The 23,326-nt window shown below is 64.8% G+C and carries 26 protein-coding genes and 1 tRNA gene; 4 read left to right on the forward strand and 23 right to left on the reverse strand.

Translation table 11 applies throughout. The annotated features are described in order from the left end of the window. The 15 genes from VKZ87_RS05100 to VKZ87_RS05170 form a co-directional block, all read right to left on the reverse strand. A partial coding sequence (locus tag VKZ87_RS05100; protein WP_324220172.1) for an NADH-quinone oxidoreductase subunit M occupies positions 1-937 on the reverse strand: 937 nt, incomplete at its 3' end. Positions 938-940: 3 nt separating this feature from the next. Beyond that, positions 941-2,872 (reverse strand): NADH-quinone oxidoreductase subunit L, encoded by a 1,932-nt coding sequence (gene nuoL / locus VKZ87_RS05105; RefSeq protein WP_324220196.1) that lies wholly within the window; start codon positions 2,870-2,872, stop codon positions 941-943. Between the two features lie 13 nt (positions 2,873-2,885). After that, positions 2,886-3,194, reverse strand: a complete 309-nt coding sequence (gene nuoK, locus VKZ87_RS05110) for an NADH-quinone oxidoreductase subunit NuoK (protein WP_324220173.1) — start codon at positions 3,192-3,194, stop codon at positions 2,886-2,888. A gap of 2 nt (positions 3,195-3,196) precedes the next feature. After that, positions 3,197-3,811, reverse strand: a complete 615-nt coding sequence (locus tag VKZ87_RS05115; RefSeq protein ID WP_324220174.1) for an NADH-quinone oxidoreductase subunit J — start codon at positions 3,809-3,811, stop codon at positions 3,197-3,199. Between the two features lie 25 nt (positions 3,812-3,836). Then, positions 3,837-4,325: an NADH-quinone oxidoreductase subunit NuoI gene (nuoI, locus tag VKZ87_RS05120; RefSeq protein ID WP_324220175.1), complete on the reverse strand. Its 489-nt coding sequence runs from the start codon at positions 4,323-4,325 to the stop codon at positions 3,837-3,839. 10 nt (positions 4,326-4,335) lie between these two features. Next, complete coding sequence (gene nuoH, locus VKZ87_RS05125; protein WP_324220176.1) at positions 4,336-5,370, reverse strand: NADH-quinone oxidoreductase subunit NuoH; 1,035 nt, start codon at positions 5,368-5,370, stop codon at positions 4,336-4,338. Continuing rightward, positions 5,363-7,426 (reverse strand): NADH-quinone oxidoreductase subunit NuoG, encoded by a 2,064-nt coding sequence (gene nuoG / locus VKZ87_RS05130; RefSeq protein WP_324220177.1) that lies wholly within the window; start codon positions 7,424-7,426, stop codon positions 5,363-5,365. Before nuoG ends, nuoH begins: the two co-directional genes overlap by 8 nt. 35 nt (positions 7,427-7,461) lie before the next feature. Continuing rightward, positions 7,462-8,760, reverse strand: a complete 1,299-nt coding sequence (nuoF, locus tag VKZ87_RS05135) for an NADH-quinone oxidoreductase subunit NuoF (protein WP_324220178.1) — start codon at positions 8,758-8,760, stop codon at positions 7,462-7,464. Positions 8,761-8,775: 15 nt separating this feature from the next. Next, positions 8,776-9,411 (reverse strand): NADH-quinone oxidoreductase subunit NuoE, encoded by a 636-nt coding sequence (nuoE, locus tag VKZ87_RS05140; protein WP_324220179.1) that lies wholly within the window; start codon positions 9,409-9,411, stop codon positions 8,776-8,778. After that, the gene (locus tag VKZ87_RS05145; RefSeq protein ID WP_324220180.1) at positions 9,408-10,586 is read right to left on the reverse strand and encodes an NADH-quinone oxidoreductase subunit D; all 1,179 of its coding nucleotides are present in this window, start codon (positions 10,584-10,586) and stop codon (positions 9,408-9,410) included. The genes nuoE and VKZ87_RS05145 overlap by 4 nt, the downstream gene beginning before the upstream one ends. A gap of 1 nt (position 10,587) precedes the next feature. Further along, positions 10,588-11,229: an NADH-quinone oxidoreductase subunit C gene (locus VKZ87_RS05150; RefSeq protein WP_324220181.1), complete on the reverse strand. Its 642-nt coding sequence runs from the start codon at positions 11,227-11,229 to the stop codon at positions 10,588-10,590. A 10-nt stretch (positions 11,230-11,239) separates the two neighbouring features. After that, positions 11,240-11,830, reverse strand: coding sequence for an NADH-quinone oxidoreductase subunit B family protein (locus VKZ87_RS05155; RefSeq protein WP_324220182.1), 591 nt, complete (start codon positions 11,828-11,830; stop codon positions 11,240-11,242). After that, the gene (locus VKZ87_RS05160) at positions 11,821-12,186 is read right to left on the reverse strand and encodes an NADH-quinone oxidoreductase subunit A (protein ID WP_324220197.1); all 366 of its coding nucleotides are present in this window, start codon (positions 12,184-12,186) and stop codon (positions 11,821-11,823) included. Before VKZ87_RS05160 ends, VKZ87_RS05155 begins: the two co-directional genes overlap by 10 nt. A gap of 282 nt (positions 12,187-12,468) precedes the next feature. Beyond that, a tRNA-Asp gene (locus VKZ87_RS05165) sits at positions 12,469-12,545 on the reverse strand. A 54-nt stretch (positions 12,546-12,599) separates the two neighbouring features. Then, positions 12,600-13,526, reverse strand: coding sequence for an RNA polymerase factor sigma-32 (locus VKZ87_RS05170; RefSeq protein ID WP_324220183.1), 927 nt, complete (start codon positions 13,524-13,526; stop codon positions 12,600-12,602). A gap of 160 nt (positions 13,527-13,686) precedes the next feature. Here VKZ87_RS05170 and VKZ87_RS05175 point away from each other — a divergent pair, with 160 nt between their 5' ends. The 3 genes from VKZ87_RS05175 to VKZ87_RS05185 all read left to right on the forward strand — a co-directional run bounded on the left by VKZ87_RS05175 (position 13,687) and on the right by VKZ87_RS05185 (position 16,445). After that, entirely contained in the window at positions 13,687-14,286 is a 600-nt protein-coding gene (locus VKZ87_RS05175; protein WP_324220184.1) for a MarR family winged helix-turn-helix transcriptional regulator, read from the forward strand. A gap of 112 nt (positions 14,287-14,398) precedes the next feature. Beyond that, a complete protein-coding gene (locus VKZ87_RS05180) occupies positions 14,399-15,244 on the forward strand; it encodes a MoxR family ATPase (RefSeq protein WP_324220185.1) in 846 nt (281 codons plus the stop codon). A 16-nt stretch (positions 15,245-15,260) separates the two neighbouring features. After that, positions 15,261-16,445 carry a VWA domain-containing protein gene (locus tag VKZ87_RS05185; protein WP_324220186.1) on the forward strand — a complete coding sequence of 395 codons (1,185 nt, stop codon included), beginning with the start codon at positions 15,261-15,263 and terminating at the stop codon, positions 16,443-16,445. Between the two features lie 7 nt (positions 16,446-16,452). On the opposite strand, the gene ilvD is transcribed toward VKZ87_RS05185, so the two are convergent. Then, positions 16,453-18,285, reverse strand: a complete 1,833-nt coding sequence (gene ilvD, locus VKZ87_RS05190) for a dihydroxy-acid dehydratase (protein WP_324220187.1) — start codon at positions 18,283-18,285, stop codon at positions 16,453-16,455. A 93-nt stretch (positions 18,286-18,378) separates the two neighbouring features. On the opposite strand from ilvD, the gene VKZ87_RS05195 reads away from it, so the two are divergent. Then, a complete protein-coding gene (locus tag VKZ87_RS05195) occupies positions 18,379-19,263 on the forward strand; it encodes a LysR substrate-binding domain-containing protein (protein ID WP_324220188.1) in 885 nt (294 codons plus the stop codon). A 7-nt stretch (positions 19,264-19,270) separates the two neighbouring features. Here the strand turns inward: VKZ87_RS05195 and VKZ87_RS05200 are convergent, their stop codons facing one another. From VKZ87_RS05200 to VKZ87_RS05230, 7 genes are all read right to left on the reverse strand, one after another. Then, entirely contained in the window at positions 19,271-19,834 is a 564-nt protein-coding gene (locus VKZ87_RS05200) for a hypothetical protein (protein ID WP_324220189.1), read from the reverse strand. Then, complete coding sequence (locus VKZ87_RS05205; RefSeq protein ID WP_324220190.1) at positions 19,827-20,378, reverse strand: hypothetical protein; 552 nt, start codon at positions 20,376-20,378, stop codon at positions 19,827-19,829. The genes VKZ87_RS05200 and VKZ87_RS05205 overlap by 8 nt, the downstream gene beginning before the upstream one ends. 96 nt (positions 20,379-20,474) lie before the next feature. Next, positions 20,475-21,017 (reverse strand): hypothetical protein, encoded by a 543-nt coding sequence (locus VKZ87_RS05210; protein WP_324220191.1) that lies wholly within the window; start codon positions 21,015-21,017, stop codon positions 20,475-20,477. Between the two features lie 3 nt (positions 21,018-21,020). Further along, on the reverse strand, positions 21,021-21,572 hold the full coding sequence (locus tag VKZ87_RS05215) for a hypothetical protein (RefSeq protein ID WP_324220192.1): 552 nt from the start codon (positions 21,570-21,572) through the stop codon (positions 21,021-21,023). A gap of 88 nt (positions 21,573-21,660) precedes the next feature. Next, complete coding sequence (gene rpsI, locus VKZ87_RS05220) at positions 21,661-22,143, reverse strand: 30S ribosomal protein S9 (protein WP_324220193.1); 483 nt, start codon at positions 22,141-22,143, stop codon at positions 21,661-21,663. Further along, complete coding sequence (gene rplM / locus VKZ87_RS05225; protein ID WP_324220194.1) at positions 22,143-22,610, reverse strand: 50S ribosomal protein L13; 468 nt, start codon at positions 22,608-22,610, stop codon at positions 22,143-22,145. The genes rpsI and rplM overlap by 1 nt, the downstream gene beginning before the upstream one ends. 473 nt (positions 22,611-23,083) lie before the next feature. Continuing rightward, on the reverse strand, positions 23,084-23,326 hold a 243-nt coding region (locus tag VKZ87_RS05230; protein ID WP_324220195.1), incomplete at its 5' end, for an ATP-binding protein.

Here is a 23,326-nt window from a genome sequence, read left to right on the forward strand (position 1 = left end):
TATGGGCGACCGACGAATAGGCGATCAGCTTCTTCATGTCCTCCTGCATCAGCGCCACCAGCGAGGTGTAGATGATGGCGATGACGCTGAGCGCGAAGACCAGCGGAGCAAAGTAGTCGCTGGCCAGCGGGAACATCGGCAGCGAGAAGCGCAGGAAGCCGTAGCCACCCATCTTCAGCAGCACACCGGCCAGGATGACCGAACCGGCGGTCGGCGCCTCGACGTGCGCATCCGGCAGCCAGGTGTGCACCGGCCACATCGGCATCTTGACGGCGAAGGACGCGAAGAAGGCGAGCCAGAGCCAGGTCTGGGCCTCGGGCGAAAACAGCCCGGTCTTCATCAGGCTCGGGATATCGGTCGTGCCGGCGGTGAAGTACATGTACAGGATCGCCAGCAGCATCAGCACCGAGCCGAGCAGCGTGTAGAGGAAGAACTTGAAGCTGGCATAGATGCGGCGCTTGCCGCCCCAGACGCCGATGATCAGGAACATCGGGATCAGGCCGGCTTCGAAGAAAAGGTAGAACAGCACCAGGTCGAGCGCGCAGAAGACGCCGATCATCAGCGTCTCCATGACCAGGAAGGCAATCATGTATTCCTTGACGCGCACCCCGATGGCTTCCCAGGAGGCCAGGATGCAGAGCGGCATCAGGAAGGTAGTGAGGATGATGAACAGCATCGAGATGCCGTCCACGCCCATGTGGTAATTGATGCCGTAGCCGATCCAGTCGACCTTCTCGACGAACTGGAACTGTGCCGTGCTGTTGTCGAAGTTCAGCCACAGCAGCAGCGACACCGCGAAGGTGATCGTGGTGGTCCACAGGGCGACCGAGCGGGCGTTGCGGGCAACGATCTCCTCCGGCCCGCGGGCGAGGAAGATGAAGGCCGCGCCGACCAGCGGCAGGAAGGTGACGATCGAAAGCAGGGGCATGCTCGACATGGCTTAGTGGCCCATCGCGCTGAAGAAGTAGGTGACGAGCGCAGCGACGCCGATCAGCATGGCGAAGGCGTAGTGATAGACGTAGCCGGACTGAAGCACCGAAGCCCGCCGGGCCAGCCGGACCACCGAGGCCGCCAGCCCGTCAGGGCCGAGGCCGTCGATGATGCGGCCGTCGCCGCCCTTCCAGAACAGGCGGCCGAGCCACATGGCAGGACGCACGAAGATGCGGTCATAGAGCTCGTCGAAATACCACTTGTTCAGCAGGAACTGGTACAGCAGGTGATGCTGCTGCGCCGCCCGCGCCGGCAGTCCGGTGTCGCGGATATAGGCCCACCAGGCCACGGCGATGCCGACCAGGCCAACCACGATCGGGCCGAGCTTGACCCAGAGCGGCACCTCGTGGGCGGCTTCCATGATCCCGTTCTCGGGCTGGATGAAGATCGACTTGCCCCAGAATTCCTGCCAGTGGTGGCCGACCATACCGTCATAGAAGGCAAAGCCGGCAAACACCGCGCCCGCGGCCAGAACGAACAGCGGCACCAGCATCACCATCGGGCTCTCGTGGACATGCTCCATGACATGATGGTCGGCACGGGGCTCGCCATGGAAGGTCATGAACAGCAGACGCCACGAGTAGAAGGCGGTGAGGATGGCCGCGGCCATGCCCATGATGAAGGCGTACTTCCCTACCCCGCTGCCGGCGGCGAAGGCTGCTTCGAGAATCATGTCCTTGGAGTAGAAGCCGGCAAAGAACGGCAGGCCGGCCAGCGCCAGGCTGCCGATCCACATCATCGCGTAGGTGATCTTGATGTGCTTCCACAGCCCGCCCATGCGGCGCATGTCCTGCTCGCCGTCGACGGCATGGATCACCGAGCCGGCGCCGAGGAACAGCAGAGCCTTGAAGAAGGCATGGGTGAACAGGTGGAAGATCGCGGCCGGATAGGCCGAGACGCCCAGCGCGAAGAACATGTAGCCGAGCTGCGAGCAGGTCGAATAGGCGATCACGCGCTTGATGTCGTTCTGCGCCAGGCCGACGGTGGCGGCGAAGAACGCCGTCGAGGCGCCGATGATGGTGACGAACTGCAGGGTCGCCGGGGCGAATTCGAACAGCGGCGAGCAGCGCGCCACCATGAAGACGCCGGCGGTGACCATGGTCGCGGCATGGATCAGCGCCGAAACCGGGGTCGGGCCCTCCATGGCATCGGGCAGCCAGGTATGCAGGCCGAGCTGGGCCGACTTGCCCATGGCGCCGAGGAACAGCAGGAAGGTGGCGACCGTGAGGATGTCCCATTCCCCGCCGAGGAAGCTGAAGGTCTTGCCGGCAAGCTGCGGCGCCATGCCGAAGACGGTCTCGAAATTGACCGAGCCGGTGGCGAAGAACAGCGTCATGATGCCCAGCGCGAAGCCGAAGTCGCCGACGCGGTTCACCACGAAGGCCTTGATGGCGGCGGCATTGGCCGACGGCTTGTGAAACCAGAAACCGATCAGCAGGTAGGAGGCCAGACCGACGCCTTCCCAGCCCATGTAGAGCTGCACGAAGTTGTCGGCCGTCACCAGCATCAGCATGGCGAAGGTGAACAGCGACAGATAGGCAAAGAAACGCGGCCGGTGCGGGTCGTGGCTCATGTAGCCGACGGAATAGACATGCACCAGCGCGGACACGGTGTTCACCACCACCAGCATCACGGCGGTGAGCTGGTCGATCCGGAGGGCCCAGTCGACGCTGAAACTGCCGGAATCGATCCAGTCCAGCACCTTGATGGTCACCACCATGCCCTTCCCGACCACGAGGTAGAGCGCAACCCAGGACAGCACGGCGGAAATGATGACCGCGACGCAGGTCACCGCCATCGAGGCGACATCGCCGATGCGGCGCCCGAACAGGCCGGCAACGATGGCAGCCAGCAGCGGCAGGAAAACGATCAGGTGATACATCGTCATCGCCGCATCAGCCCTTCATCAGATTGATGTTCTCAACCGCGATGGTGCCGCGGTTGCGGAAATAGACCACGAGGATCGCAAGCCCGATCGCCGCCTCGGCGGCCGCGACGGTGAGCACGAACAGCGTGAAGACCTGCCCGACGAGATCGTTCAGGTGGGTGGAGAAAGCCACCAGGTTGATGTTGACGGCGAGCAGCATCAGCTCGATCGACATCAGGATGACGATCACGTTCTTGCGGTTCAGGAAGATACCGAAGATCCCGAGCGTGAACAGGATTGCGGCGACGGTGAGGTAATGTCCAAGGCCGATGGTCATGGTCAGATTCCCTGCCTCGGTTCGACTTTCTTGACGACAACCGCCTCTTCGCGGCGGCGGCTCACCTGCTCGGCGATCACCTGACGGCGCACGCCGGGGCGCGACCGCAGGGTCAGCACGATGGCGCCAACCATGGCAACCAGCAGGATCAGGCCGGCGCCCTGGAAGAGGTAGATGTACTTCGTGTAGAGCACCGCGCCCAGGGCGTGGGTGTTGGTCACCTGGTCGATCGGCGGGATCGGATCGGTGACGACCTGCGTGGCCGTCGGCGCCAGCACCCAGCCGCCGAGCACCAGCACCAGCTCGATCAGCAGCACGAGGCCGATCAGGCCGCCGACCGGCAGATACTGCAGGAAGCCCTGGCGCAGCTCGACGAAGTTGATGTCGAGCATCATCACCACGAAGAGGAACAGCACCGCGACCGCGCCGACATAGACGATCACCAGGATCATCGCCAAGAACTCGGCGCCCATCAGCACGAAGAGCCCGGCCGCGTTGAAGAAGGCGAGGATCAGGAACAGCACGGAATGCACGGGGTTGCGCGCCGCGATCACCATGAAGCCCGATGCGACGGTGATCGCCGCGAACAGATAAAAGGCCAAGGCCGGAATGATCATATTCTACCCCCTCGCCGCGTCGCGCTCACCGGTACGGCGCGTCAGCAGCGATGTTGCGCGAAATCTCGTATTCCCAGCGCTCGCCGTTCGCCAGCAGCTTGGCCTTGTCGTAGAGCAGCTCCTCGCGGGTCTCGGTCGAGAACTCGAAATTGGCCGTCTCCACAATGGCATCCACCGGGCAGGCTTCCTGGCAGAAGCCGCAGTAGATGCACTTGGTCATGTCGATGTCGTAGCGCGTGGTGCGGCGCGAACCGTCCTCGCGCGGCTCGGCCTCGATGGTGATGGCCTGGGCCGGGCAGACCGCCTCGCAGAGCTTGCAGGCGATGCAGCGCTCCTCGCCGTTGGCGTAGCGGCGCAGGGCGTGCTCGCCGCGAAAGCGCGGGCTGAGCGGTCCCTTCTCGTAGGGATAGTTCACCGTCGCCCGCTTCTTGAACATGTAGGCGAAGGTCAGGCCGAGGCCCTTCACCACTTCCCAGAGGAAGAGTGAGCGGATGCCGCGATCGAGCAGAGCCATGGCGGTACTCCTACTTCACGCCCTGCGGCAGCAGGTCGAAGGCGACCAGCACGCCGGCAGTGGCGACGACCCAGAACAGCGAGATCGGCAGGAACACCTTCCAGCCCAGCCGCATCAGCTGGTCGTAGCGGTAGCGCGGCACGGTGGCGCGTACCCAGATGAACACGAACAGCAGAATGAATATCTTCAGGCAGAACCAGACGATGCCCGGGATCCAGTTGAAGGGAGCGATGTCCAGCGGCGGCAGCCAGCCGCCGAGGAACAGGATCGCCGTCATGCCCGACATCAGGATCATGTTGGCGTATTCGCCGAGGAAGAACAGCGCGAACGCCATCGACGAGTACTCGACCTGGTAGCCGGCGACCAGCTCGGCCTCGGCTTCGGGCAGGTCGAAGGGATGCCGGTTGGTCTCGGCCAGTGCCGAGATGAAGAAGATGATGAACATCGGGAAGAGCGGCAGGGCGAACCAGACCGTCCGCTGCGCCTCCACGATGGCGGAAAGGTTGAGCGAGCCGACGCAGAGCAGCACGGTGATGATCACGAAGCCCATGGAGACTTCGTAGGAGACCATCTGCGCCGAGGAGCGCAGCGCGCCGAGGAAGGCGTAGCGCGAGTTCGACGACCAGCCGGCGATGATGATGCCGTAGACGCCGAGCGACGAGATCGCGAAGAGATACAGCACGCCAACATTGATGTCGGCGATCACCCAGCCCTCGGAAACCGGGATCACCGCCCAGGCGATCAGCGCCAGGATGAAGGTGATGCAGGGCGCGGCGATGAACAGGAACTTGTTCGCACCCGACGGGATGATGGTTTCCTTGAAGATCAGCTTGGCGGCGTCGGCGAACGGCTGCAGCAGGCCGAAGGGGCCGACCACGTTGGGCCCCATGCGCAGCGACATCGCCGCCAGCACCTTGCGCTCCATCAGGGTCAGGTAGGCCACTGCGATCAGCAGCGGCACCACCAGCATCAGGATGTGCACCAGGATGGTGCCGCCCGGAAAGACGTAGCCCGTCCAGAGCGTGTTCCAGAAGGTATCAGTCATGGGTACCCGTCTTCGGCTGGGCTACGCCGCGCGCGAGCGCAGAGCATTCGGCCATCACGGCCGAGGCGCGGGCGATCGGGTTGGTCAGGTAAAAGTCGGCAACGGCCGAAACGAAGGGCGCGTCGGTCACCGCGCCGGCGGTGCCGAAGCTGCCCCAGGCAGCCGGCGTCAGCCGGTCGACCGCCGCGAAATGCGGCGCGGCCTGCAGCATGCGGCGGCGCAGCTGGCCGAGATTGTCATAGGGCAGCGTCTGACCGAGAACCTCGGACAGCGCGCGGATGATCGCCCAGTCCTCGCGGGCATCGCCCGGGGGCGCCGCGGCGCGGCGGCCAAGCTGGACGCGGCCCTCGGTATTCACCCAGGTGGCATCCTTCTCGGCATAGGAGGCGCCCGGCAGGATCACGTCGGCACGCTTCGCGCCGGCATCGCCATGGCTGCCCTGGTATATCACGAAAGCCGAGCCGAGCTTCGACGTGTCGATTTCGTCGGCGCTCAGGAGCCAGACTGCCCTGATCTCGCCCGCCTGCGCGGCGGCCAGAATGCCGGCGACATCCTTGCCGCCCTGCTGCGGCACGAAGCCGAGATCCAGCGCGCCGACCCGGCCGGCCGCGGTATGCAGCATGTTGAAGCCGTTCCAGCCATCCTTCACCGCGCCGCAGCCTTCCGCGACCTGGCGGGCCAGCGCCAGCACGGCGGCGCCGTCCGGACGGGCCAGAGCGCCCTGCCCGATGATGATCATTGGCTTCTGCGCCGTCTTCAGCGCCTCGGCAAAGCCGCGGCCCTCGGCGATCTCCTTCAGCGTCGCCGGTCCGGCGCCGAGATACTCGTAATCGTAGGTCAGCGCGGGCTGCTCGGCGCCAATCAGGCCGATGCGGAGCTTGCCGGTCAGCCAGCGCTTGCGGATCCGCGCGTTGATCAGCGCGGCCTCGCGGCGGGGATTGCTGCCGATGATCAGGAGCGCATCCGCTTCTTCGATGCCGGCGATGCCGCTGTTGAAGATGTAACCGGCCCGGACCGAGGGATCGATCTGGGCGCCGTCCTGGCGGCAGTCGCGGTGGAAGGAGCCGAGCTTCTCCATCAGGTCCTTCAGGGCCATGACGCTTTCGGCGCAGGCGAGGTCGCCGGCAATGGCTGCGATCTGGCTGCCCTGCAAGCCCTTGAACTGCGCGGCGATGGCGGCGAAGGCCTCGCCCCAGGTCGCTTCCTGCAGCTTGCCGTCCTTCCGCACGTAGGGCCGGTCAAGACGGCGGGTGCGCAGGCCGTCATAGGAGAAGCGGCTCTTGTCCGACAGCCACTCCTCGTTGACCTCTTCGTTGAGGCGCGGCAGCACGCGCATGACTTCGCGGCCGCGGGTGTCGATGCGGATGGAGGCGCCAACCGCATCCATTACGTCCACGCTCTCGGTCTTGCGCAGCTCCCAGGAGCGCGCAGTGAAGGCATAGGGCTTCGAGGTCAGCGCACCGACCGGGCAGAGATCGATCACGTTGCCGGACAGCTCCGACGTCATCGCCTGCTCGAGATAGGTGGTGATCTGCATATCCTCGCCGCGGCCGATGGCGCCGAGTTCCGGCACGCCGGCGACTTCCTGCGCGAAACGGATGCAGCGCGTGCAGTGGATGCAGCGGGTCATCACCGTCTCGATCAGCGGACCCATATACTTGTCGTTCACCGCGCGCTTGTTCTCGTTGAACCGGGACTCGCCGCGGCCGTAGCCCATCGCCTGGTCCTGCAGGTCGCATTCGCCGCCCTGGTCGCAGATCGGGCAGTCCAGCGGATGGTTGATCAGCAGGAATTCCATCACGCCTTCGCGGGCCTTCCTGACCAGCGGCGTGTCGGTATGGATCACCATGCCGTCAGCCGCCGGCATGGCGCAGGAGGCGATCGGCTTCGGCGCCTTCTCCTGCTCGACCAGGCACATGCGGCAGTTGCCGGCGATGGTCAGTCGCTCGTGGTAGCAGAAGCGCGGGATTTCCTTGCCGGCCATTTCACAGGCCTGCAGCACCGTCGTGCCGGGCTCGACCGTTACCTGGATGCCGTCGATGGTCAGTGTGGGCATACTCTTGAACCCTTCCCCGCCTGCTCTCGCCGTCTCTACTCTGCCGCAGCGGACAGCACCGGCTGTCCGGCCTGGCGCGCATCGATGCGGCGCTCGATCTCGCCGCGGAAATGCCGGATCAGGCCCTGGATGGGCCAGGCCGCAGCATCGCCGAGGGCACAGATCGTGTGACCTTCCACCTGCGTGGTGACTTCCAGCAGCATGTCGATCTCGCGCTTCTCGGCGCGGCCCTCGACCAGGCGCTCCATCACCCGCCACATCCAGCCGGTGCCTTCGCGGCACGGCGTGCACTGACCGCAGGATTCATGCTTGTAGAACTTCGACAGTCGCGCGATGGCGCGCACGATGTCGGTCGACTTGTCCATCACGATGACGGCAGCCGTGCCGAGGCCGGAGCGATGCGCGCGCAGGCTGTCGAAGTCCATCAGCACGTCGTCGCAGATCGCCTTCGGCAGCAGCGGCACCGAGGAACCGCCGGGGATCACGGCCAGCAGGTTGTCCCAGCCGCCGCGCACGCCGCCCGCATGCTTCTCGATGAGTTCCTTCAGCGGAATGCCCATCTCCTCTTCCACATTGCACGGCCTGTTCACATGGCCGGAAATGCAGAACACCTTGGTGCCGGTGTTGTTCGGGCGGCCGAGGCCGGCGAACCACTCGCCGCCGCGGCGCAGGATGGTCGGCGCAACCGCAATGCTCTCGACGTTGTTCACGGTCGTAGGGCATCCCCAGACGCCCATGTTGGCCGGGAACGGAGGCTTGAGGCGTGGCTGGCCCTTCTTGCCTTCCAGGCTCTCGATCAGCGCGGTCTCCTCGCCGCAGATATAGGCGCCGGCGCCGCGATGGATATAGACGTCGAAATCATAGCCCGAGCCGCAGGCATTCTTGCCGATCAGTCCGGCGGCATAGGCTTCGTCGATCGCGCCCTGCAGGACTTCCGCCTCGCGGTAGAACTCGCCACGGATATAGATGTAGGCGGCAACCGCGCGCATGGCGAAGCCGGCGACGAGGCAGCCCTCGACCAGCTTGTGCGGGTCGTGCCGCATCATGTCGCGGTCCTTGCAGGTGCCCGGCTCGCCCTCGTCGGCATTGACGACGAGGTAGCTCGGACGCCCGTCCGACTGCTTGGGCATGAACGACCATTTCAGACCGGTCGGAAAACCGGCGCCGCCGCGGCCGCGCAGGCCGGACTTCTTCATCTCCTCGATGATCCAGTCCGGGCCCTTGTCGAGAATGGCCTTGGTGTTGTCCCAGTCGCCGCGCTTACGCGCGGCTTCGAGCCGCCACGACTGCTGGCCGTAGAGATTGGTGAAGATGCGGTCCTTGTCCTGCAGCATGGGGCTGGCTCCGCCTCAGTCGTCACTTCCGCCGGCCGCCGGCGGATTGAAGGTGGTCAGGGTGGTCGGCCCGCCCGCAGGCTCCGACGAGAGGCGACCGTTCTGCGGACCCGGCTTCGGCTTCTCGCCGCGCTTCAGCGCCTCGATGAACTTCTCGGTGCTCTCGGTATCGAGGTCTTCATAATAGTCGTCGCCGTACTGCAGCATCGGCGCATTCACGCAGGCGCCGAGGCATTCGACCTCGACCACCGTGAACTGGCCGTCCGGCGTGGTCTCGCCCGGACCGATGCCGAGATGCTTCTTGCAGGCGGCCAGCACCTTGTCGGAACCGCGCAGCCAGCACGGCGTCGTGGTGCAGACCTGGATGAAATGCTTCCCCACCGGCGCGAGGTTGTACATCGTGTAGAAGCTGGCGACTTCCAGCACGCGGATCACCGGCATGCCGAGCATCTCGGCAATGTAGCGGATGGCGGCCTGCGGCAGCCAGTTGTCATGCTGGCGCTGCGCAAGGTCGAGCAGCGGCATCACCGCGCTCTGCTGCCGGCCGGCAGGATACTTGGCGATATGCTTCTTCGCGATCTCGAGATTCTCCGGCGTGAACTCGAAGCTCGCCGGCTGCAGCTCGGGCGGTGCGATATGGACGCCGCTCATCGGTCGATCTCTCCGAACACAATATCCATGTTGCCGACGATCGAGACCGCGTCGGCCAGCATGTAGCCTTTCGACATGAAGTCGGTCGCCTGCAGATGCGCGAAACCCGGGGCGCGGATGCGGCAGCGATACGGCCGGTTGGTGCCGTCTGCCACCAGATAGACGCCGAACTCGCCCTTCGGGGCCTCCACCGCGGCGTAGATCTCGCCTTCCGGCACGCGATAGCCTTCGGTGTAGAGCTTGAAGTGGTGGATCAGCGCTTCCATCGAGCGCTTCATCTCGCCGCGCGAGGGCGGCACCACCTTGCGATCGTCGGACGATACGGGGCCACCCGGCATCTGCTCGATGCACTGGCGGATGATCCGCACGCTCTGGCGCATCTCTTCCATGCGGCAGATGTAACGGTCGAAACAGTCGCCGTTCCTGCCGACCGGAATGTCGAAATCGTACTTTTCGTAACCGTCATAGGGCTGCGCCTTGCGCAGATCCCAGGCGACGCCGGAGCCGCGCAGCATCACGCCCGTGAAGCCCCAGTCCAGCGCGTCCTTGGCGCTGATGACGCCGATATCGACGTTGCGCTGGAGATAGATGCGGTTCTCGGTCAGCAGGCCCTCGATGTCGTCGATGACCTTGAGGACGCGCGGCAGGTAATTGATGATGTCCTCGTCCATGCCCTTGGGCATGTCCTGATGCACGCCGCCGGGACGGAAATAGGCGGCATGCATGCGCGCGCCGGAAACGCGCTCATAGAATTCCATCAGCTTCTCGCGCTCCTCGAAGCCCCAGAGCGCAGGGGTCATCGCACCGCAGTCGAGCGCATGCGTGGTGACGTTGAGCAGATGGTTCAGCAGGCGGCTGATCTCGTGGAACAGCACGCGGATCGCCTGGCCGCGGGCGGGCACCTCCAGGCCGAGCAGCCGCTCGGTCGCCAGCGCGAAGGCATGTTCCTGGGCCATCGGCGCGACATAGTCGAGGCGATCGAAATACGGCACCGCCTGGAGATAGGTCTTGTACTCGATCAGCTTCTCGGTGCCGCGATGGAGCAGGCCGATATGCGGGTCGCAGCGCTCGACGATCTCGCCGTCGAGTTCCATGACAAGGCGCAGCACGCCGTGGGCCGCCGGATGCTGCGGCCCGAAATTGACCATGTAATTGGCGATACTGACTTCAGCCATCTTACTTCGTCCCCTCGCCGGCCTTCTCATCGCCCGGCAGCACGTATTTCGCGCCTTCCCAGGGACTCAGGAAATCGAAGCGGCGGAATTCCTGGGTAAGCTGTACCGGCTCGTAGACGACGCGCTTCTGCGCCGTGTCGTAACGCACCTCGACATAGCCGGTGAGCGGGAAATCCTTGCGCAGCGGATGCCCCTCGAAGCCGTAGTCCGACAGGATGCGGCGCAGGTCCGGATGGCCGGAGAACATCACGCCGAACATGTCCCAGACCTCGCGCTCGTACCATCCGGCCGACGAGAAGACGCCGGTGACCGACGCCACCGGGTTTTCCTCATCCGCCTGCAGCTTCACGCGGATGCGCTGGTTCAGCTTGAGGCTCAGCAGGTGATAGACGACATCGAAGCGTTTCTCGCGCTGCGGCCAGTCGACTGCGGTGATGTCGATCAGCTGCGCGAACTGGCAGTTGCCGTCATCGCGCAGGAAGGTCAGCACCTTCACGATGCGGTCGGCGGCGATCTCGACCGTCAGCTCGCCGCGCGCCACCGTCCAGCCGGTGACGTCGCCGCCGAGGCTGGCGGCGACATGGTCGCCGAGATCGCGCAGCGCCTGTTCCTGTTCGCGCAGAAGGACCGTGCTGTCGGTCATGTCGGCTTCCTCAGCGGGCGATGGTGCCGGTACGCCAGATCTTCTTCTGCAGCTGCAGAAGACCGTAGACCAGCGCCTCAGCGGTCGGCGGACATCCGGGGACGTAGACGTCGACCGGCACGATGCGGTCGCAGCCGCGCACCACCGAATAGGAATAATGGTAATAGCCGCCGCCATTGGCGCAGCTGCCCATCGAGATGACGTAGCGCGGCTCGGCCATCTGGTCATAGAGCTTGCGCAAGGCGGGCGCCATCTTGTTGGTCAGGGTGCCGGCGACGATCATCACGTCGGACTGGCGCGGCGAAGCGCGCGGCATCGAGCCGAAGCGGTCGAGGTCGTAGCGCGCCATATAGGCGTGGATCATCTCGACGCCGCAGCAGGCCAGACCGAAGGTCATCGGCCAGAGCGAGCCGGTGCGCGCCCAGTTGGCCAGCTTGTCGAGCGAGGAGATCACCACGCCCTTGTCAGCCAGCTCGTCCGAGAGATCCTTGAAAAAAGCGTCCTGGTCGGAACCGGGGCTGACCGGGGTTCCGGCAGACAGGCCGGTGGCTGCGGGCACGCTGCCTTCCGGCTTCACCGTCGCGCTGTGACTTACTCCCATTCCAGCGCCCCTTTCTTCCACTCATAAATGAAGCCGATGGTCAGTACGCCGAGGAAGGCGACCATCGACCAGAAACCGTAGATGCCGATCTCGCCCAGCGAGATCGCCCAGGGAAACAGGAAGGCGACCTCGAGATCGAAGATGATGAACAGCAGGGCGACCAGATAGAAGCGCACGTCGAACTGCTTGCGCGAGTCGCTGAACGGCTCGAAGCCGCATTCGTAAGTCGAGTTCTTTTCCGGGTCGGGTGCGCGTTTCGCCGTCACGAACGGCAGCAGTGCCAGCACCGCGGCCAGCACAACGGCGAGGCCGAGGAAAAGCAGGATCGGCAGATATTCCCGCAGCAGGGCGTCCACGGTCATTCCCCTCCGAAAAAGCACAATGTCCCGAGCGGTCCCACCCTGCCCGAGGTCGGGGCTGTTTCTAGCGGTTTATGTGCCGCGCCGCAACACGCGGCATTGCCCAAAAAACCGCGCAAGTTCCGGCACAAACACCGATTTTCTGGAACGGTTCGCAGCGATCGCGGCCCCCAACCCCCGAATCGCTCCGCAGCCGGAACACCGGCAGGCGGATACGCGCCCCGCTGCGAAGCGGCGCTAAATATTCAGGACTGTTTGGGTGAGAGATGCCGCGGAAAGTGGCGAGAGTGACGGGACTTGAACCCGCGACCTCCGGCGTGACAGGCCGGCGCTCTAACCAACTGAGCTACACCCCCGCGGCAGGCGGCGGTATTACCCTCCGCCTCCCGTGAAGTCAAGCGCATCAACCCTTAAGCCGGTGCGCAGCAGCCGAAATTTTCGAGCTTGGCCGTCAGACGCTCGCCAGCCTGCTTGGAACGCCGCAGAACGTGGGTCTGCAGCTTGCGAAACGCCTTGGTTTCGATCTGCCGGACGCGCTCCTTGGTGACGCCGAGACGCCCGCCGAGCTCTTCCAGTGTCGCCTTCTCATCATTGAGCATGCGCTCGACGATGATCAGCTGCTCGCGCGGGCTGAGTTCCTTGAGCGATTCCGTCAGCCACTGCCGCCGCAGGCTGCCATCCATCTTGTCCGAGACGATCTCCTCGGGGCTGGGACCGGGATCGGGCAGGAAATCCTGGAACGCCTCGCCGCCCTCCTCACCGCCCACCGCCTCGTTCAGCGAGTGGTCACGGCCGGCGAGCCGCTGGGCCATGGCCGACACGTCGGCCGGCGAGACCTTCAGGGCTGTCGCGATTTCGTCGCGCGCCGCATCGGTCAGCGTCACGGTGCCACCGCCGGCCCGCTCCAGCTTGGCCCGCAGCCAGCGAAGGTTGAAAAACAGCGCTTTCTGGCCGGCTGAAGTGCCCGACCGGACGATCGACCAGTTGCGCAGCACGTATTCCTGGATCGAGGACCGGATCCACCAGGAGGCATAGGTGGAGAAGCGCACGCCGCGCTCCGGATCGAAACGGTTCACTGCCAGCATCAGGCCGATATTGCCTTCCTGGATCAGGTCGGGCATCGGCAGGCCGTAATTGCGGAAGCGCGTTGCGGTGGCGACCACAAGGCGCAGATAGGCCGAAACCAGCTTCTGCATGGCCCGATGATCGCCGTCATTGCGCCAGCGCCGGGCAAGGTCGAGTTCCTCGTCCTCGGCCAGCATGGCCTTGCTCATGACATTGGAAAGATAACGCCGGTCGGCGTTGTCCAGGGTCCGGGGTGCGTGTTCGAGGGCCATCTCTTTTTCCCTCCATCGACTTTTGCCCGACTCTGTCCTAAGTTGGCGATGACAGCGTCGGTGCGGGGCTGGCCATTGGTATCGTGTCGCTACGATCCAAGAGTATCCTCTGCCGAAGAGTCGTCGCAAGGATTAATTTCGAGTCGACACAAAAACTGTGATGCCTGTCACGCCCCTGCCCCCGAGCCCTGCCGACAGCGAGAAAACTGCGCTGGCTCAACGAGTTACCTGGCTCCTCGACCGCCTGTCGCGGCTCACGCGGGAGTTGCAGTTCGTTGACGGGCTCAACCCTGCGCAATGGGAAGCGCTGCGCTTTTTGGCCCGGGCCAACCAGTATTCGCGCTCCCCGACGGCCCTGGCCGAGTATCTGGGGGCCACCAAGGGCACGGTGTCGCAGACCCTGATCGCCCTGGAAAACAAGGGACTCATCACCCGCTGCAAGAAAACCTGCGACCGCCGCCAGGTCGATCTTTGCCTGACCGATGCCGGACAGGCGATGCTGGCCAAGGATCCGATGCTGACGCTGCAGCGCGCTGCAGCGTCGATGGCGGACGACCTGGGTCCCCATCTGGTGAAGGGCCTCGCCCGGCTGCTGCACGACCTGCAGAACCGGCACCATGTCCTGGAATTCGGCGTCTGCCAGGAATGCTCGCTCTTCTGTATCGGCAGCGCGCAGGCGGGCGAATGCGGCGCCACCGGCGAGGCGATCCCCTCGCCCGAATCCGAGAAGATCTGCGTCAACTACAAGGCCGCCGGCTGACATCGCCGTCGCGATTTGCCGGCGCTGTCATTGACGCAACGTCACGGTTGCGCGGCGCCGGACCCCGGCCTAGCGTTTTGCATTCTCCACGCTGACAGAATTTGGGCAGGGCATGAAGTTCACCGGTACCGATTCCTACGTCGCCACCAACGATCTCAACGTCGCGGTCAACGCAGCCATCGCGCTGGAGCGTCCGCTGCTGGTGAAAGGCGAGCCCGGCACCGGCAAGACCGTGCTGGCCATCGAGGTGGCCAAGGCGCTCAAGGCGCCGCTGCTGACCTGGCACGTGAAATCGACCACGAAGGCCCAGCAGGGTCTCTATGAATATGACGCCGTGTCCCGCCTGCGCGACAGCCAGCTCGGCGACGAGCGGGTCAAGGACATCCGCAACTACATCAAGAAGGGCAAGCTGTGGGAGGCCTTCACCTCCGAAACGCGCCCCGTTCTGCTGATCGACGAGATCGACAAGGCCGACATCGAGTTCCCGAACGACCTGTTGCTCGAACTCGATCGCATGGAATTCTTCGTCTACGAGACCGGTGAGACGGTGAAGGCGAAGGTGCGGCCGATCATCGTCATCACCTCGAACAACGAGAAGGAACTGCCGGACGCCTTCCTGCGCCGCTGCTTCTTCCATTACATCCGTTTCCCCGACCGCGAGACGATGGAGCAGATCGTCGAGGTCCATTACCCCGGCATCCAGAAGAACCTCGTGCGCGACGCACTGAACGTCTTCTACGACATCCGCGAGACGCCCGGCCTGAAGAAGAAACCGTCGACCTCGGAGCTGCTCGACTGGCTCAAGCTGCTGATGGCGGAAGACCTGCCGCCCGATGCGCTCCGCACCAAGGACCAGGGCAAGCTGATCCCGCCGCTGGCCGGCGCGCTGCTCAAGAACGAGCAGGACGTGCACCTGTTCGAGCGGCTCGCCTTCCTCGCCCGCCGCGAACGGAACTGAGGCACTGGCACGCGCCATGTTCATCAACTTTTTCCTCGAACTGCGAAAAGCGAAGGTGCCCGCCACCCTGCGGGAATACCTCACGCTGATCGAGGCGATGGAAAAGGGCGTGCCGGAATACCGCGTCGAGGATTTCTACTACCTGTCGCGCAGCACGCTGGTGAAGGACGAGCGCAACCTCGACAAGTTCGACCGCGTCTTCGGACAATGCTTCAACGGCCTGAACTTCGTCAGTGCCGGCAGCGAAGTCACCGCCGAGATTCCGGAGGAATGGCTGCGCAAGCTGGCCGAGAAGGTCCTGACCGAAGAAGAGAAAGCCATGATCGAGGCGCTCGGCGGCTGGGACAAGCTGATGGAGACGCTGAAAAAGCGGCTCGAGGAGCAGCAGGGCCGCCACCAGGGCGGCAACAAGTGGATCGGAACCGCCGGAACGTCTCCCTTCGGTGCTTACGGCTACAACCCCGAAGGCGTGCGCATCGGCCAGGACAAGTCGCGCAACCGCCGCGCCGTGAAGGTCTGGGACAAGCGCGAATACAAGAATCTCGACGACAGCGTCGAGCTCGGCACGCGCAACATCAAGGTCGCGCTGCGGCGCCTGCGCAAGTTTGCCCGCGAGGGCGCCGAGCTGGAACTCGACCTGCCCGACACGATCCGCTCGACCGCCGCCAATGCCGGCTATCTCGACATCAAGATGGTGCCCGAGCGGCACAACAAGGTGAAGGTGCTGCTGCTGTTCGACATCGGCGGCTCGATGGACGATCACATCCGGGTCACCGAGGAACTCTTCTCGGCCGCACGCGCCGAGTTCAAGCACATGGAGTTCTTCTACTTCCACAACTGCGTCTACGAGAAGCTGTGGAAGGACAACCGCCGCCGCCACACCGAGTTCATTCCGACCTGGGAGGTGCTGCGCACCTACCAGCACGAATACAAGCTCATCTTCGTCGGCGACGCGACGATGAGCCCCTACGAGATCGTGCAGCCCGGCGGCAGCGTCGAGCACTGGAACGAGGAAGCCGGCGCCGTCTGGATGCAGCGCCTGCTCGACACCTATCCGAAGGCGGTCTGGCTCAACCCGGTGCCGGAGAAATACTGGGACTTCACGCCGTCGGTGCAGCTGGTGCGCCAGCTGATGACCAACCGCATGTTCCCCCTCACCCTGGACGGGCTGGAGCGCGGGATGAAGGAACTGAACCGGTAGCGCCGGTTCAGAGTATCCGTACCGCGCCCTTCGATGCGCTGCTGGCGAAGGCCGCGTAGGCGCGCAGCGCCGGCGTCACCTTCCGCTTCCGGTTCTCCTGCGGCACCCAGCCGGCGAACGATTTTTCCATCGCCTCGCGGCGCGCCTTCAGCTCCGCCTCCGGCACGTCGAGCTGGATGCTGCGGTTCGGGATGTCGATGCGGATCATGTCGCCATTCTTCACCAGGCCGATCATGCCGCCGTCGGCGGCTTCCGGCGAGATATGGCCGATGGAGAGACCGGAGGATCCGCCCGAGAAGCGGCCATCGGTGATCAGCGCGCAGCGCGTCGCCAGTCCCATGGATTTGAGATAGCTGGTCGGATACAGCATCTCCTGCATGCCCGGACCGCCGCGCGGGCCCTCGTAGCGGATGACGACCACGTCGCCGGCTTTCACCGCACCGCCGAGGATGCCCTTCACCGCCGAATCCTGGCTTTCGAACACCACCGCTGGCCCGGCGAAGACCAGCACGCCCGGATCGACGCCGGCGGTCTTCACGATGCAGCCCTCCGGCGCCAGGTTGCCCTTCAGCACGGCCAGACCGCCATCCTTGGAGAAGGCGTGTTCGACCGCGCGGATCACGCCCGACTTCCGGTCGAGATCCAGTTCGGTCCAGCGCTTGGACTGGCTGAAGGCGGTCTGCGTGGGAACGTTGCCCGGCGCGGCGCGATAGAATTCCGCCACCTCGGGCGCGGGCTGGCGCATGACATCCCACCGGTCCAGCGCGGCGCCGAGTGTGGGTTCATGGATGGTCGGGACGTCCCGATGGATCAGACCGGCGCGATCCAGCTCGCCCAGGATGGCCATGATGCCGCCGGCGCGATGCACGTCTTCCATATGGACGTCGTTCTTGGCCGGCGCGACCTTGCACAGCACCGGCACTTCCCGCGACAGGCGGTCGATGTCCGCCATGGTGAAATCGAGCTCGGCTTCGTGGGCGGCGGCCAGGATATGCAGCACCGTGTTGGTGGAGCCGCCCATGGCGATGTCCAGCCGCATGGCATTCTCGAAAGCGGCCCGGCCGGCAATGGTGCGCGGCAATGCCGTCTCGTCGTCCTGCTCGTAATAGCGGCGCGCCAGATCGACGATCACCTTGCCCGCCCGGAGGAACAGCGCCTTGCGATCGGCATGGGTGGCCAGCATCGAGCCGTTGCCCGGCAGCGCCAGCCCCAGCGCCTCGGTCAGACAGTTCATGGAGTTCGCCGTGAACATGCCCGAGCAGGAGCCGCAGGTCGGACAGGCCGCCCGTTCCACGACGGCAGCTTCCTCCGCGGCCACACCCGGATCGGCTGCCGTTACCATGGCGTCGATCAGGTCGACAGCCACGATCTTGCCCTTGACGCTGGCCTTGCCCGCTTCCATGGGGCCGCCGGAGACGAATACCGTCGGAATGTTCAGCCGCAGGGCGGCCATCAGCATGCCCGGCGTGATCTTGTCGCAGTTGGAGATGCAGACCATCGCGTCCACGCGATGGGCATTGACCATGTACTCGATGGAATCCGCGATGATCTCGCGCGACGGCAGGCTGTAGAGCATGCCGTCATGGCCCATGGCGATGCCGTCATCCACCGCGATGGTGTTGAACTCGCGCGCCACGCCGCCGGCTTTCCAGATTTCGTCGGCGACCAGCTTGCCAAGATCGCGCAGATGGACATGGCCCGGAACGAATTCGGTGAAGGAATTGACCACCGCGATGAGCGGCTTGCCGAAATCCTCGTCCCTGAGGCCGGTTGCCCGCCACAGGCCGCGCGCACCGGCCATGTAGCGATCCTGGAACAGCTTCGATCGGTATTGGGGCATTGCAGTCGACCTCCCGGAACAAGGCCGCCAGCCTAGCCTGGAAGGCAAGATCAATGAAATGAATTATACTGATCGTCACAATCTGATATTGTGATGATGAAATCCGGGCTCGGGACCATGCTGCGCAACATCGATATCGACCTGCTGCGGTGCTTCGCGACGGTGGCGGACCTGCGCGGCTTTTCCCGCGCGGCCGTCACGCTGGGACGTTCGCAGTCCACCATCAGCATGCAGATCCGCCGCTTGGAGGAGATTACCGGGCAGGTGCTGCTGGAACGCTCGCCGCAGGGGGTGAACCTGACCCGGCGCGGCGAGGAATTCCTGAACTACGCGCGCCGCATCGTCGCCCTGCATGACGAGGCGCTGGACATCGTCAGCGCGAAGGCCCTGCGCGGCACGGTCCGGCTCGCCGTGATGGACGATTACGCGACCAGCATCCTGCCGGCGACGCTGGCCCGCTTCAGCCGGCTGCATCCCGAGATCGAGCTGGAAGTGACCACCGGCTTCACCCGCGACCTGCTGCGCCAGCTCGGTAACGAATTCGACCTCGTGCTGGCGACCCACAAGCACGGCACCGGCAAGGGCGAGGTGCTGCGGATCGAAAAGACATCCTGGGCCTGCTCCGACAGCCATTCGCCACCCGCCGAGGGCCCTCTGCCGCTGGCGCTGCTGAAGCCGGGCAACATGTATCGCGAATGGGCGCTGGATGCGCTGAACCGGGCGAAACGGCCATGGCGGATCGTGTTCAGCAGTTCCAGCATCGGCGCCGTCGAAGCCGCCGCCGCCGCCGGCATGGCGGTTACGGTGGTCAAAGCCGGCACCGCACGGGCGGGGCTGCGCCTGATGACGGAAGCCGATGGCCTGCCGCCTCTTCCACTTTCTGAGATCGCGCTGCATACCGCGCCGCGGCGCCAGACCGCCGCTTCACGGGCGCTGGCCGATCACCTGGTTGCGGAACTGCAGGAGCCGGCGGCCTGAATCCGGATCAGAGCGCCACTTCGGCGACATCCGCCACCGTTTCCCGTGCGACCTCCACGGTGAAGCCTTCGCGCGGGGTGAAGCGCTGCTGCAGCGCCGCGGCGGCGTATTCGGCGTTCGGGCCGGGGATTTCGTAGTAGCGCCCTTCCGTCCAGCGATGCGCCGGATGGCTGAAGCTGCCGGGATCCATGCCGAGCGTCGGATGCCGCACCACGAGCCGCCAGGTGCGGAAGCGGCGGTCGACCATGTCGGCCGGCAGCACGGCATAGCCCACCGGCAGGTCGGTTTCGCGGTGGCGCTTCTGCAGCGCCTCGACATCCTGTTCGGCGCGCTTCAGCTTGTCGCCGAGATCGGCGATGTCGTCGCGCATCTGCTGCATCACCTTCTCGGATTCCTCGGCCTGGCGCTCGAGATTCTCGCGCAGAGCGGTCAGTTCCTCGGCCTGCAGCCGGACCCGGTTCCAGGCGACATGGCTGCGCTCGCCCAGCAGGATGATGATCATCACGGCAATGCCGATATTGGCGGCGAGCGCCAGCATGCCGATGAATTCGGAGAGCGACATCTCAGACATCGGACAGCTTCAGCTTGCCGTCGAAACGGCGGATGACCATGATCTCCGAGAGGGCGCCGAACACCTTCTTGGCCTGCAGGCGCGCCATCTCCTCGCTCATCTTTCCCCAGATCACCAGTCGGGCGGCGCGGCGGCCGGGGAACGGGCAATGCACCGAACCGGGACCACTGAAGATCTCGTGCATCTCGGGGCCGATCGCCTTGATGTACCAGCCGCTCTCCCGCGGCCGCGGAACCCCGACCTCGTAGAAGACCTGCGCCTGGGCGTCGCTGAATTCGACCTCGCGGGCCACCATCTCGCCATGGAGGGTCTGCCGCTCGGAGAGTTTCAGCTCGAGCGCCGCCTTCTGTTCGTTCAGCTTGTCGTAATCGAGCCGGATCGCGCCGAGGCGGTCACGCACGGCACTGGCTTCCATGGCAATCCGGTCCAGCTCGAATCTGCCCCGGGCATAGTTCTGGACCATGCGTTCCAGGGAATTGGCGCCGAGGGACACGGCAAAGAACATCAGCAGCGACGGCAGCAGCGCCAGAACGATGTCACTCATCCCCATGCCCACACAGCCTTTCTGGCTATAACCGTTTTGCCCACTGTCGGGGAAAGCGGCGCCTAACGCAATGGAATTTGTTCGAGTCGGCTTCGCTCAGGCGTTGCTGGGCGCCTCGGCCGCGGCTTCCCCGACCGGCTGTATGGTAAACCCGCGATGCCGCGGCAGCAGCCGGTCCATGACGCTGCGCGCCTCGGTCTGGTTCACCGAGCCGACGATATAGAAGCGCCCCTCGCTCCAGGCCGCCGCCGGGCTGCCGGGCTGGGCTCCCTCGCCAAGCGCCGGGTGGCGCGCGACGAAACGCCAGGTCGGGCCGTACATGTCGCCGCTGCCCTGCGGCACTGCCGTATAGAGGAAGGGCAGTTCGGCGGCGTCGAGCTTGCGGCGCAGCGCCTCGGTCTCGGCGCGCAGGTCGCGGCACTGCTTTTCCAGGCTGGCGATGCCCTCCTGCTGCTCGTCGATGGCACGCTGCATCTGTTCGGTGCGCGCCTTCAGTTCGGTCAGCCGCCGGACCCGCGTCGCCACCTCGGCTTCCGCCCGCGCCCAGCCGCGGCGGCCGCGCTCGATCACCACCGCCGCGGTCAGCCCGAACAGCGCCAGGACGATGAGAAGAGCCACATAGGGCAGCACGGCGTCCATCGGTCACGCCTCGTGCCAGAACAGACGGCCTTCGAATGGCCGCATCAGGGTGAGCGACGCGCCCTCGCCGGCCCAGCTGGTGGCGAAGTTGCGGGCCTCGGCAGGTCCCATGCCCCATACGATCAGGCGCACCTGGCGCCGGCCGCCGATCGCCATCTGCATCGACGCCAGACCGGCAAACGGCATGGCCGCGGCCCGACCGTCCATCTTGAAGTAGAAGCCCTGCTGGCCATTAACCGGATAGCCCGCCTCGGCGACGAAATTCTTGTGCAGGTCGGCCATGGCCTGCTCCTGACTGGCCAGGAAAGCGCGTTCCTTGTGCAGGTCGGCAAGATCGCTTTCCAGCTCGGTGCGCCGCTCCCGCAGCAGGCCCATCTGCCGGCGCGCCTCGTTGTATTCGCCTTCGATCTCCGCCGGCTTCAGCCCGCTGTCGCCCAGCCCCTGCGCGCCATGCATCCGGTAGGCGACGTTCTCGATGTAGCCGGACAGCCAGCCGGCGGCGAGCAGCACCGCCAGCGCCGGCAGGACCAGGATGAACGCATCGGCGAAGGTCATGGCGAAAGGGTTAGCGCGGCAGGGTTAACACAACGAAAAAGGGCCGGGTGAACCCCGGCCCTCTTCCGAACAGGACAGGCCTTGCGGCTTAACGCTTCGAGAACTGGAAGCTGCGGCGGGCCTTCGGCTTGCCGTACTTCTTGCGCTCGACCACGCGCGGATCGCGGGTCAGGAAGCCCTGGGCCTTCAGCGCCGGACGCAGCGCCGGCTCGAAATAGGTCAGCGCCTTGGAGATGCCGTGGCGCAGCGCGCCCGCCTGGCCCGACAGGCCGCCGCCGGAAACGGTGGCCATGATGTCGAACTGGCCGGTGCGGTTGGTCACCACGAAGGGCTGCTGCAGCAGCATGCGCAGCACCGGACGGGCGAAGTAGGCGTTGCTCTCCTTGCCGTTCACGATGAACTTGCCCGAACCGGGCTTGATCCACACGCGGGCAACGGCGTCCTTGCGCTTGCCGGTGGCATAGGCGCGACCGAATTTGTCCAGTTTGCGCTCGGCCGGGGCAGCCGCCGGGGCGGCAGCGGCCTTGGCGCTATCCAGGCTCAGATCGGCGAGTGTACGTCCCTCAGCCATTAGTCGACCCTCTTGTTCTTGCGGTTCAGCGCGCCGACATCGAGCTTGACGGGCTGCTGGGCTTCATGCGGATGGTTCGGGCCCTTGTAGACCTTGAGCTTGGTGAGCTGCCGGCGAGCCAGCGGGCTCTCCTTCGGCAGCATGCGCTCGACAGCCTTCTGGATCACGCGCTCGGGGAAGCGGCCGGAGAGGCGCTCGCCCACGGTGCGACCCTTGATGCCGCCCGGATGGCCGGTATGCCAGTAGAAGGTCTTCTGCTCTTCCTTGCGGCCGGTGACGCGCACCTTCTCGGCGTTGATGACAACGACATGGTCGCCGGTATCGCAGTTCGGGGTGAAGATGGCTTTATGCTTGCCGCGCAGACGCATGGCGATCAGGGAGGCGAGCCGCCCCAGCACCAGGCCGTCGGCGTCGATCAGCACCCACTTCTTGTCCACTTCGGACTCTTTAGCAGTGAAGGTTTTCATCGGACTTCCTGACGGTAGAAGCCCCCGGCGCTGAAGCCGCGGGCGGATCGGGGGCGCATCATGATCATTTTCACCGCCCTGTCAAACGCGAACTGCGCTGAAAATCAGATATTTATGATGTGGTATTTTAATACCATCCAGCAGCTATCGATATTTCAAGGGCTTATGTCGTATCGCTGCGCATCTGCAAATCGGGGCCGTTCCTGACCAGCCGACTGACTGCCGACAGCATTCAAGGCAGCCGACGTCCGGGAAAATGCCTCCAGACCGTTCTGTTATCGGCAGTCCCGGCTTATTCGACGCTTAACTGGTGCGACTTTCTGCTTATTGGGAGCTTACGCCGCTTAAATTTGCTTATCCACGTTAAACCGCCCTTCCGCACGCCGGACGCAACCACCTCAGTGCCGCAATTGGCATGAGAACATTATCAGAACATTACTGTCCTGTCAAGCCGGGTGGCATAAGCGCGGCGATCAACCAACAGCGGCGCCGGCAGGCTGCTCGGCGCGATGGGCGGGAAATACCAGCTGTGCCTCGAAGCCATGCCCCGGCCGGCTGGCGAGCGACAGGCGGCCGGCATGCATTTCCATCAGCGACCTGGTGATGGACAGGCCGAGTCCGATGCCGCCCCTGCTCCGGGTATAGATGTTTTCCGACACGCCAAACGGCTCGACGATCGCCTTGAGGCGCTTTTCGTCGATGCCGCGGCCGGTATC

This window comes from Ferrovibrio sp. (assembly GCF_035304305.1).
GTDB lineage: Bacteria > Pseudomonadota > Alphaproteobacteria > Ferrovibrionales > Ferrovibrionaceae > Ferrovibrio.

Bases quoted from the DNA above. Each gene is read 5' to 3' on its own strand.
- nuoL (WP_324220196.1), bottom strand. From the start codon at position 2,872: ATGTATCACCTGATCGTTTTCCTGCCGCTGCTGGCTGCCATCGTTGCC.
- nuoK (WP_324220173.1), bottom strand. From the start codon at position 3,194: ATGACCATCGGCCTTGGACATTACCTCACCGTCGCCGCAATCCTGTTC.
- VKZ87_RS05115 (WP_324220174.1), bottom strand. From the start codon at position 3,811: ATGATCATTCCGGCCTTGGCCTTTTATCTGTTCGCGGCGATCACCGTC.
- nuoI (WP_324220175.1), bottom strand. From the start codon at position 4,325: ATGGCTCTGCTCGATCGCGGCATCCGCTCACTCTTCCTCTGGGAAGTG.
- nuoH (WP_324220176.1), bottom strand. From the start codon at position 5,370: ATGACTGATACCTTCTGGAACACGCTCTGGACGGGCTACGTCTTTCCG.
- nuoG (WP_324220177.1), bottom strand. From the start codon at position 7,426: ATGCCCACACTGACCATCGACGGCATCCAGGTAACGGTCGAGCCCGGC.
- nuoF (WP_324220178.1), bottom strand. From the start codon at position 8,760: ATGCTGCAGGACAAGGACCGCATCTTCACCAATCTCTACGGCCAGCAG.
- nuoE (WP_324220179.1), bottom strand. From the start codon at position 9,411: ATGAGCGGCGTCCATATCGCACCGCCCGAGCTGCAGCCGGCGAGCTTC.
- VKZ87_RS05145 (WP_324220180.1), bottom strand. From the start codon at position 10,586: ATGGCTGAAGTCAGTATCGCCAATTACATGGTCAATTTCGGGCCGCAG.
- VKZ87_RS05150 (WP_324220181.1), bottom strand. From the start codon at position 11,229: ATGACCGACAGCACGGTCCTTCTGCGCGAACAGGAACAGGCGCTGCGC.
- VKZ87_RS05155 (WP_324220182.1), bottom strand. From the start codon at position 11,830: ATGGGAGTAAGTCACAGCGCGACGGTGAAGCCGGAAGGCAGCGTGCCC.
- VKZ87_RS05170 (WP_324220183.1), bottom strand. From the start codon at position 13,526: ATGGCCCTCGAACACGCACCCCGGACCCTGGACAACGCCGACCGGCGT.
- VKZ87_RS05175 (WP_324220184.1), top strand. From the start codon at position 13,687: ATGCCTGTCACGCCCCTGCCCCCGAGCCCTGCCGACAGCGAGAAAACT.
- VKZ87_RS05180 (WP_324220185.1), top strand. From the start codon at position 14,399: ATGAAGTTCACCGGTACCGATTCCTACGTCGCCACCAACGATCTCAAC.
- VKZ87_RS05185 (WP_324220186.1), top strand. From the start codon at position 15,261: ATGTTCATCAACTTTTTCCTCGAACTGCGAAAAGCGAAGGTGCCCGCC.
- ilvD (WP_324220187.1), bottom strand. From the start codon at position 18,285: ATGCCCCAATACCGATCGAAGCTGTTCCAGGATCGCTACATGGCCGGT.
- VKZ87_RS05195 (WP_324220188.1), top strand. From the start codon at position 18,379: ATGATGAAATCCGGGCTCGGGACCATGCTGCGCAACATCGATATCGAC.
- VKZ87_RS05200 (WP_324220189.1), bottom strand. From the start codon at position 19,834: ATGTCTGAGATGTCGCTCTCCGAATTCATCGGCATGCTGGCGCTCGCC.
- VKZ87_RS05205 (WP_324220190.1), bottom strand. From the start codon at position 20,378: ATGAGTGACATCGTTCTGGCGCTGCTGCCGTCGCTGCTGATGTTCTTT.
- VKZ87_RS05210 (WP_324220191.1), bottom strand. From the start codon at position 21,017: ATGGACGCCGTGCTGCCCTATGTGGCTCTTCTCATCGTCCTGGCGCTG.
- VKZ87_RS05215 (WP_324220192.1), bottom strand. From the start codon at position 21,572: ATGACCTTCGCCGATGCGTTCATCCTGGTCCTGCCGGCGCTGGCGGTG.
- rpsI (WP_324220193.1), bottom strand. From the start codon at position 22,143: ATGGCTGAGGGACGTACACTCGCCGATCTGAGCCTGGATAGCGCCAAG.
- rplM (WP_324220194.1), bottom strand. From the start codon at position 22,610: ATGAAAACCTTCACTGCTAAAGAGTCCGAAGTGGACAAGAAGTGGGTG.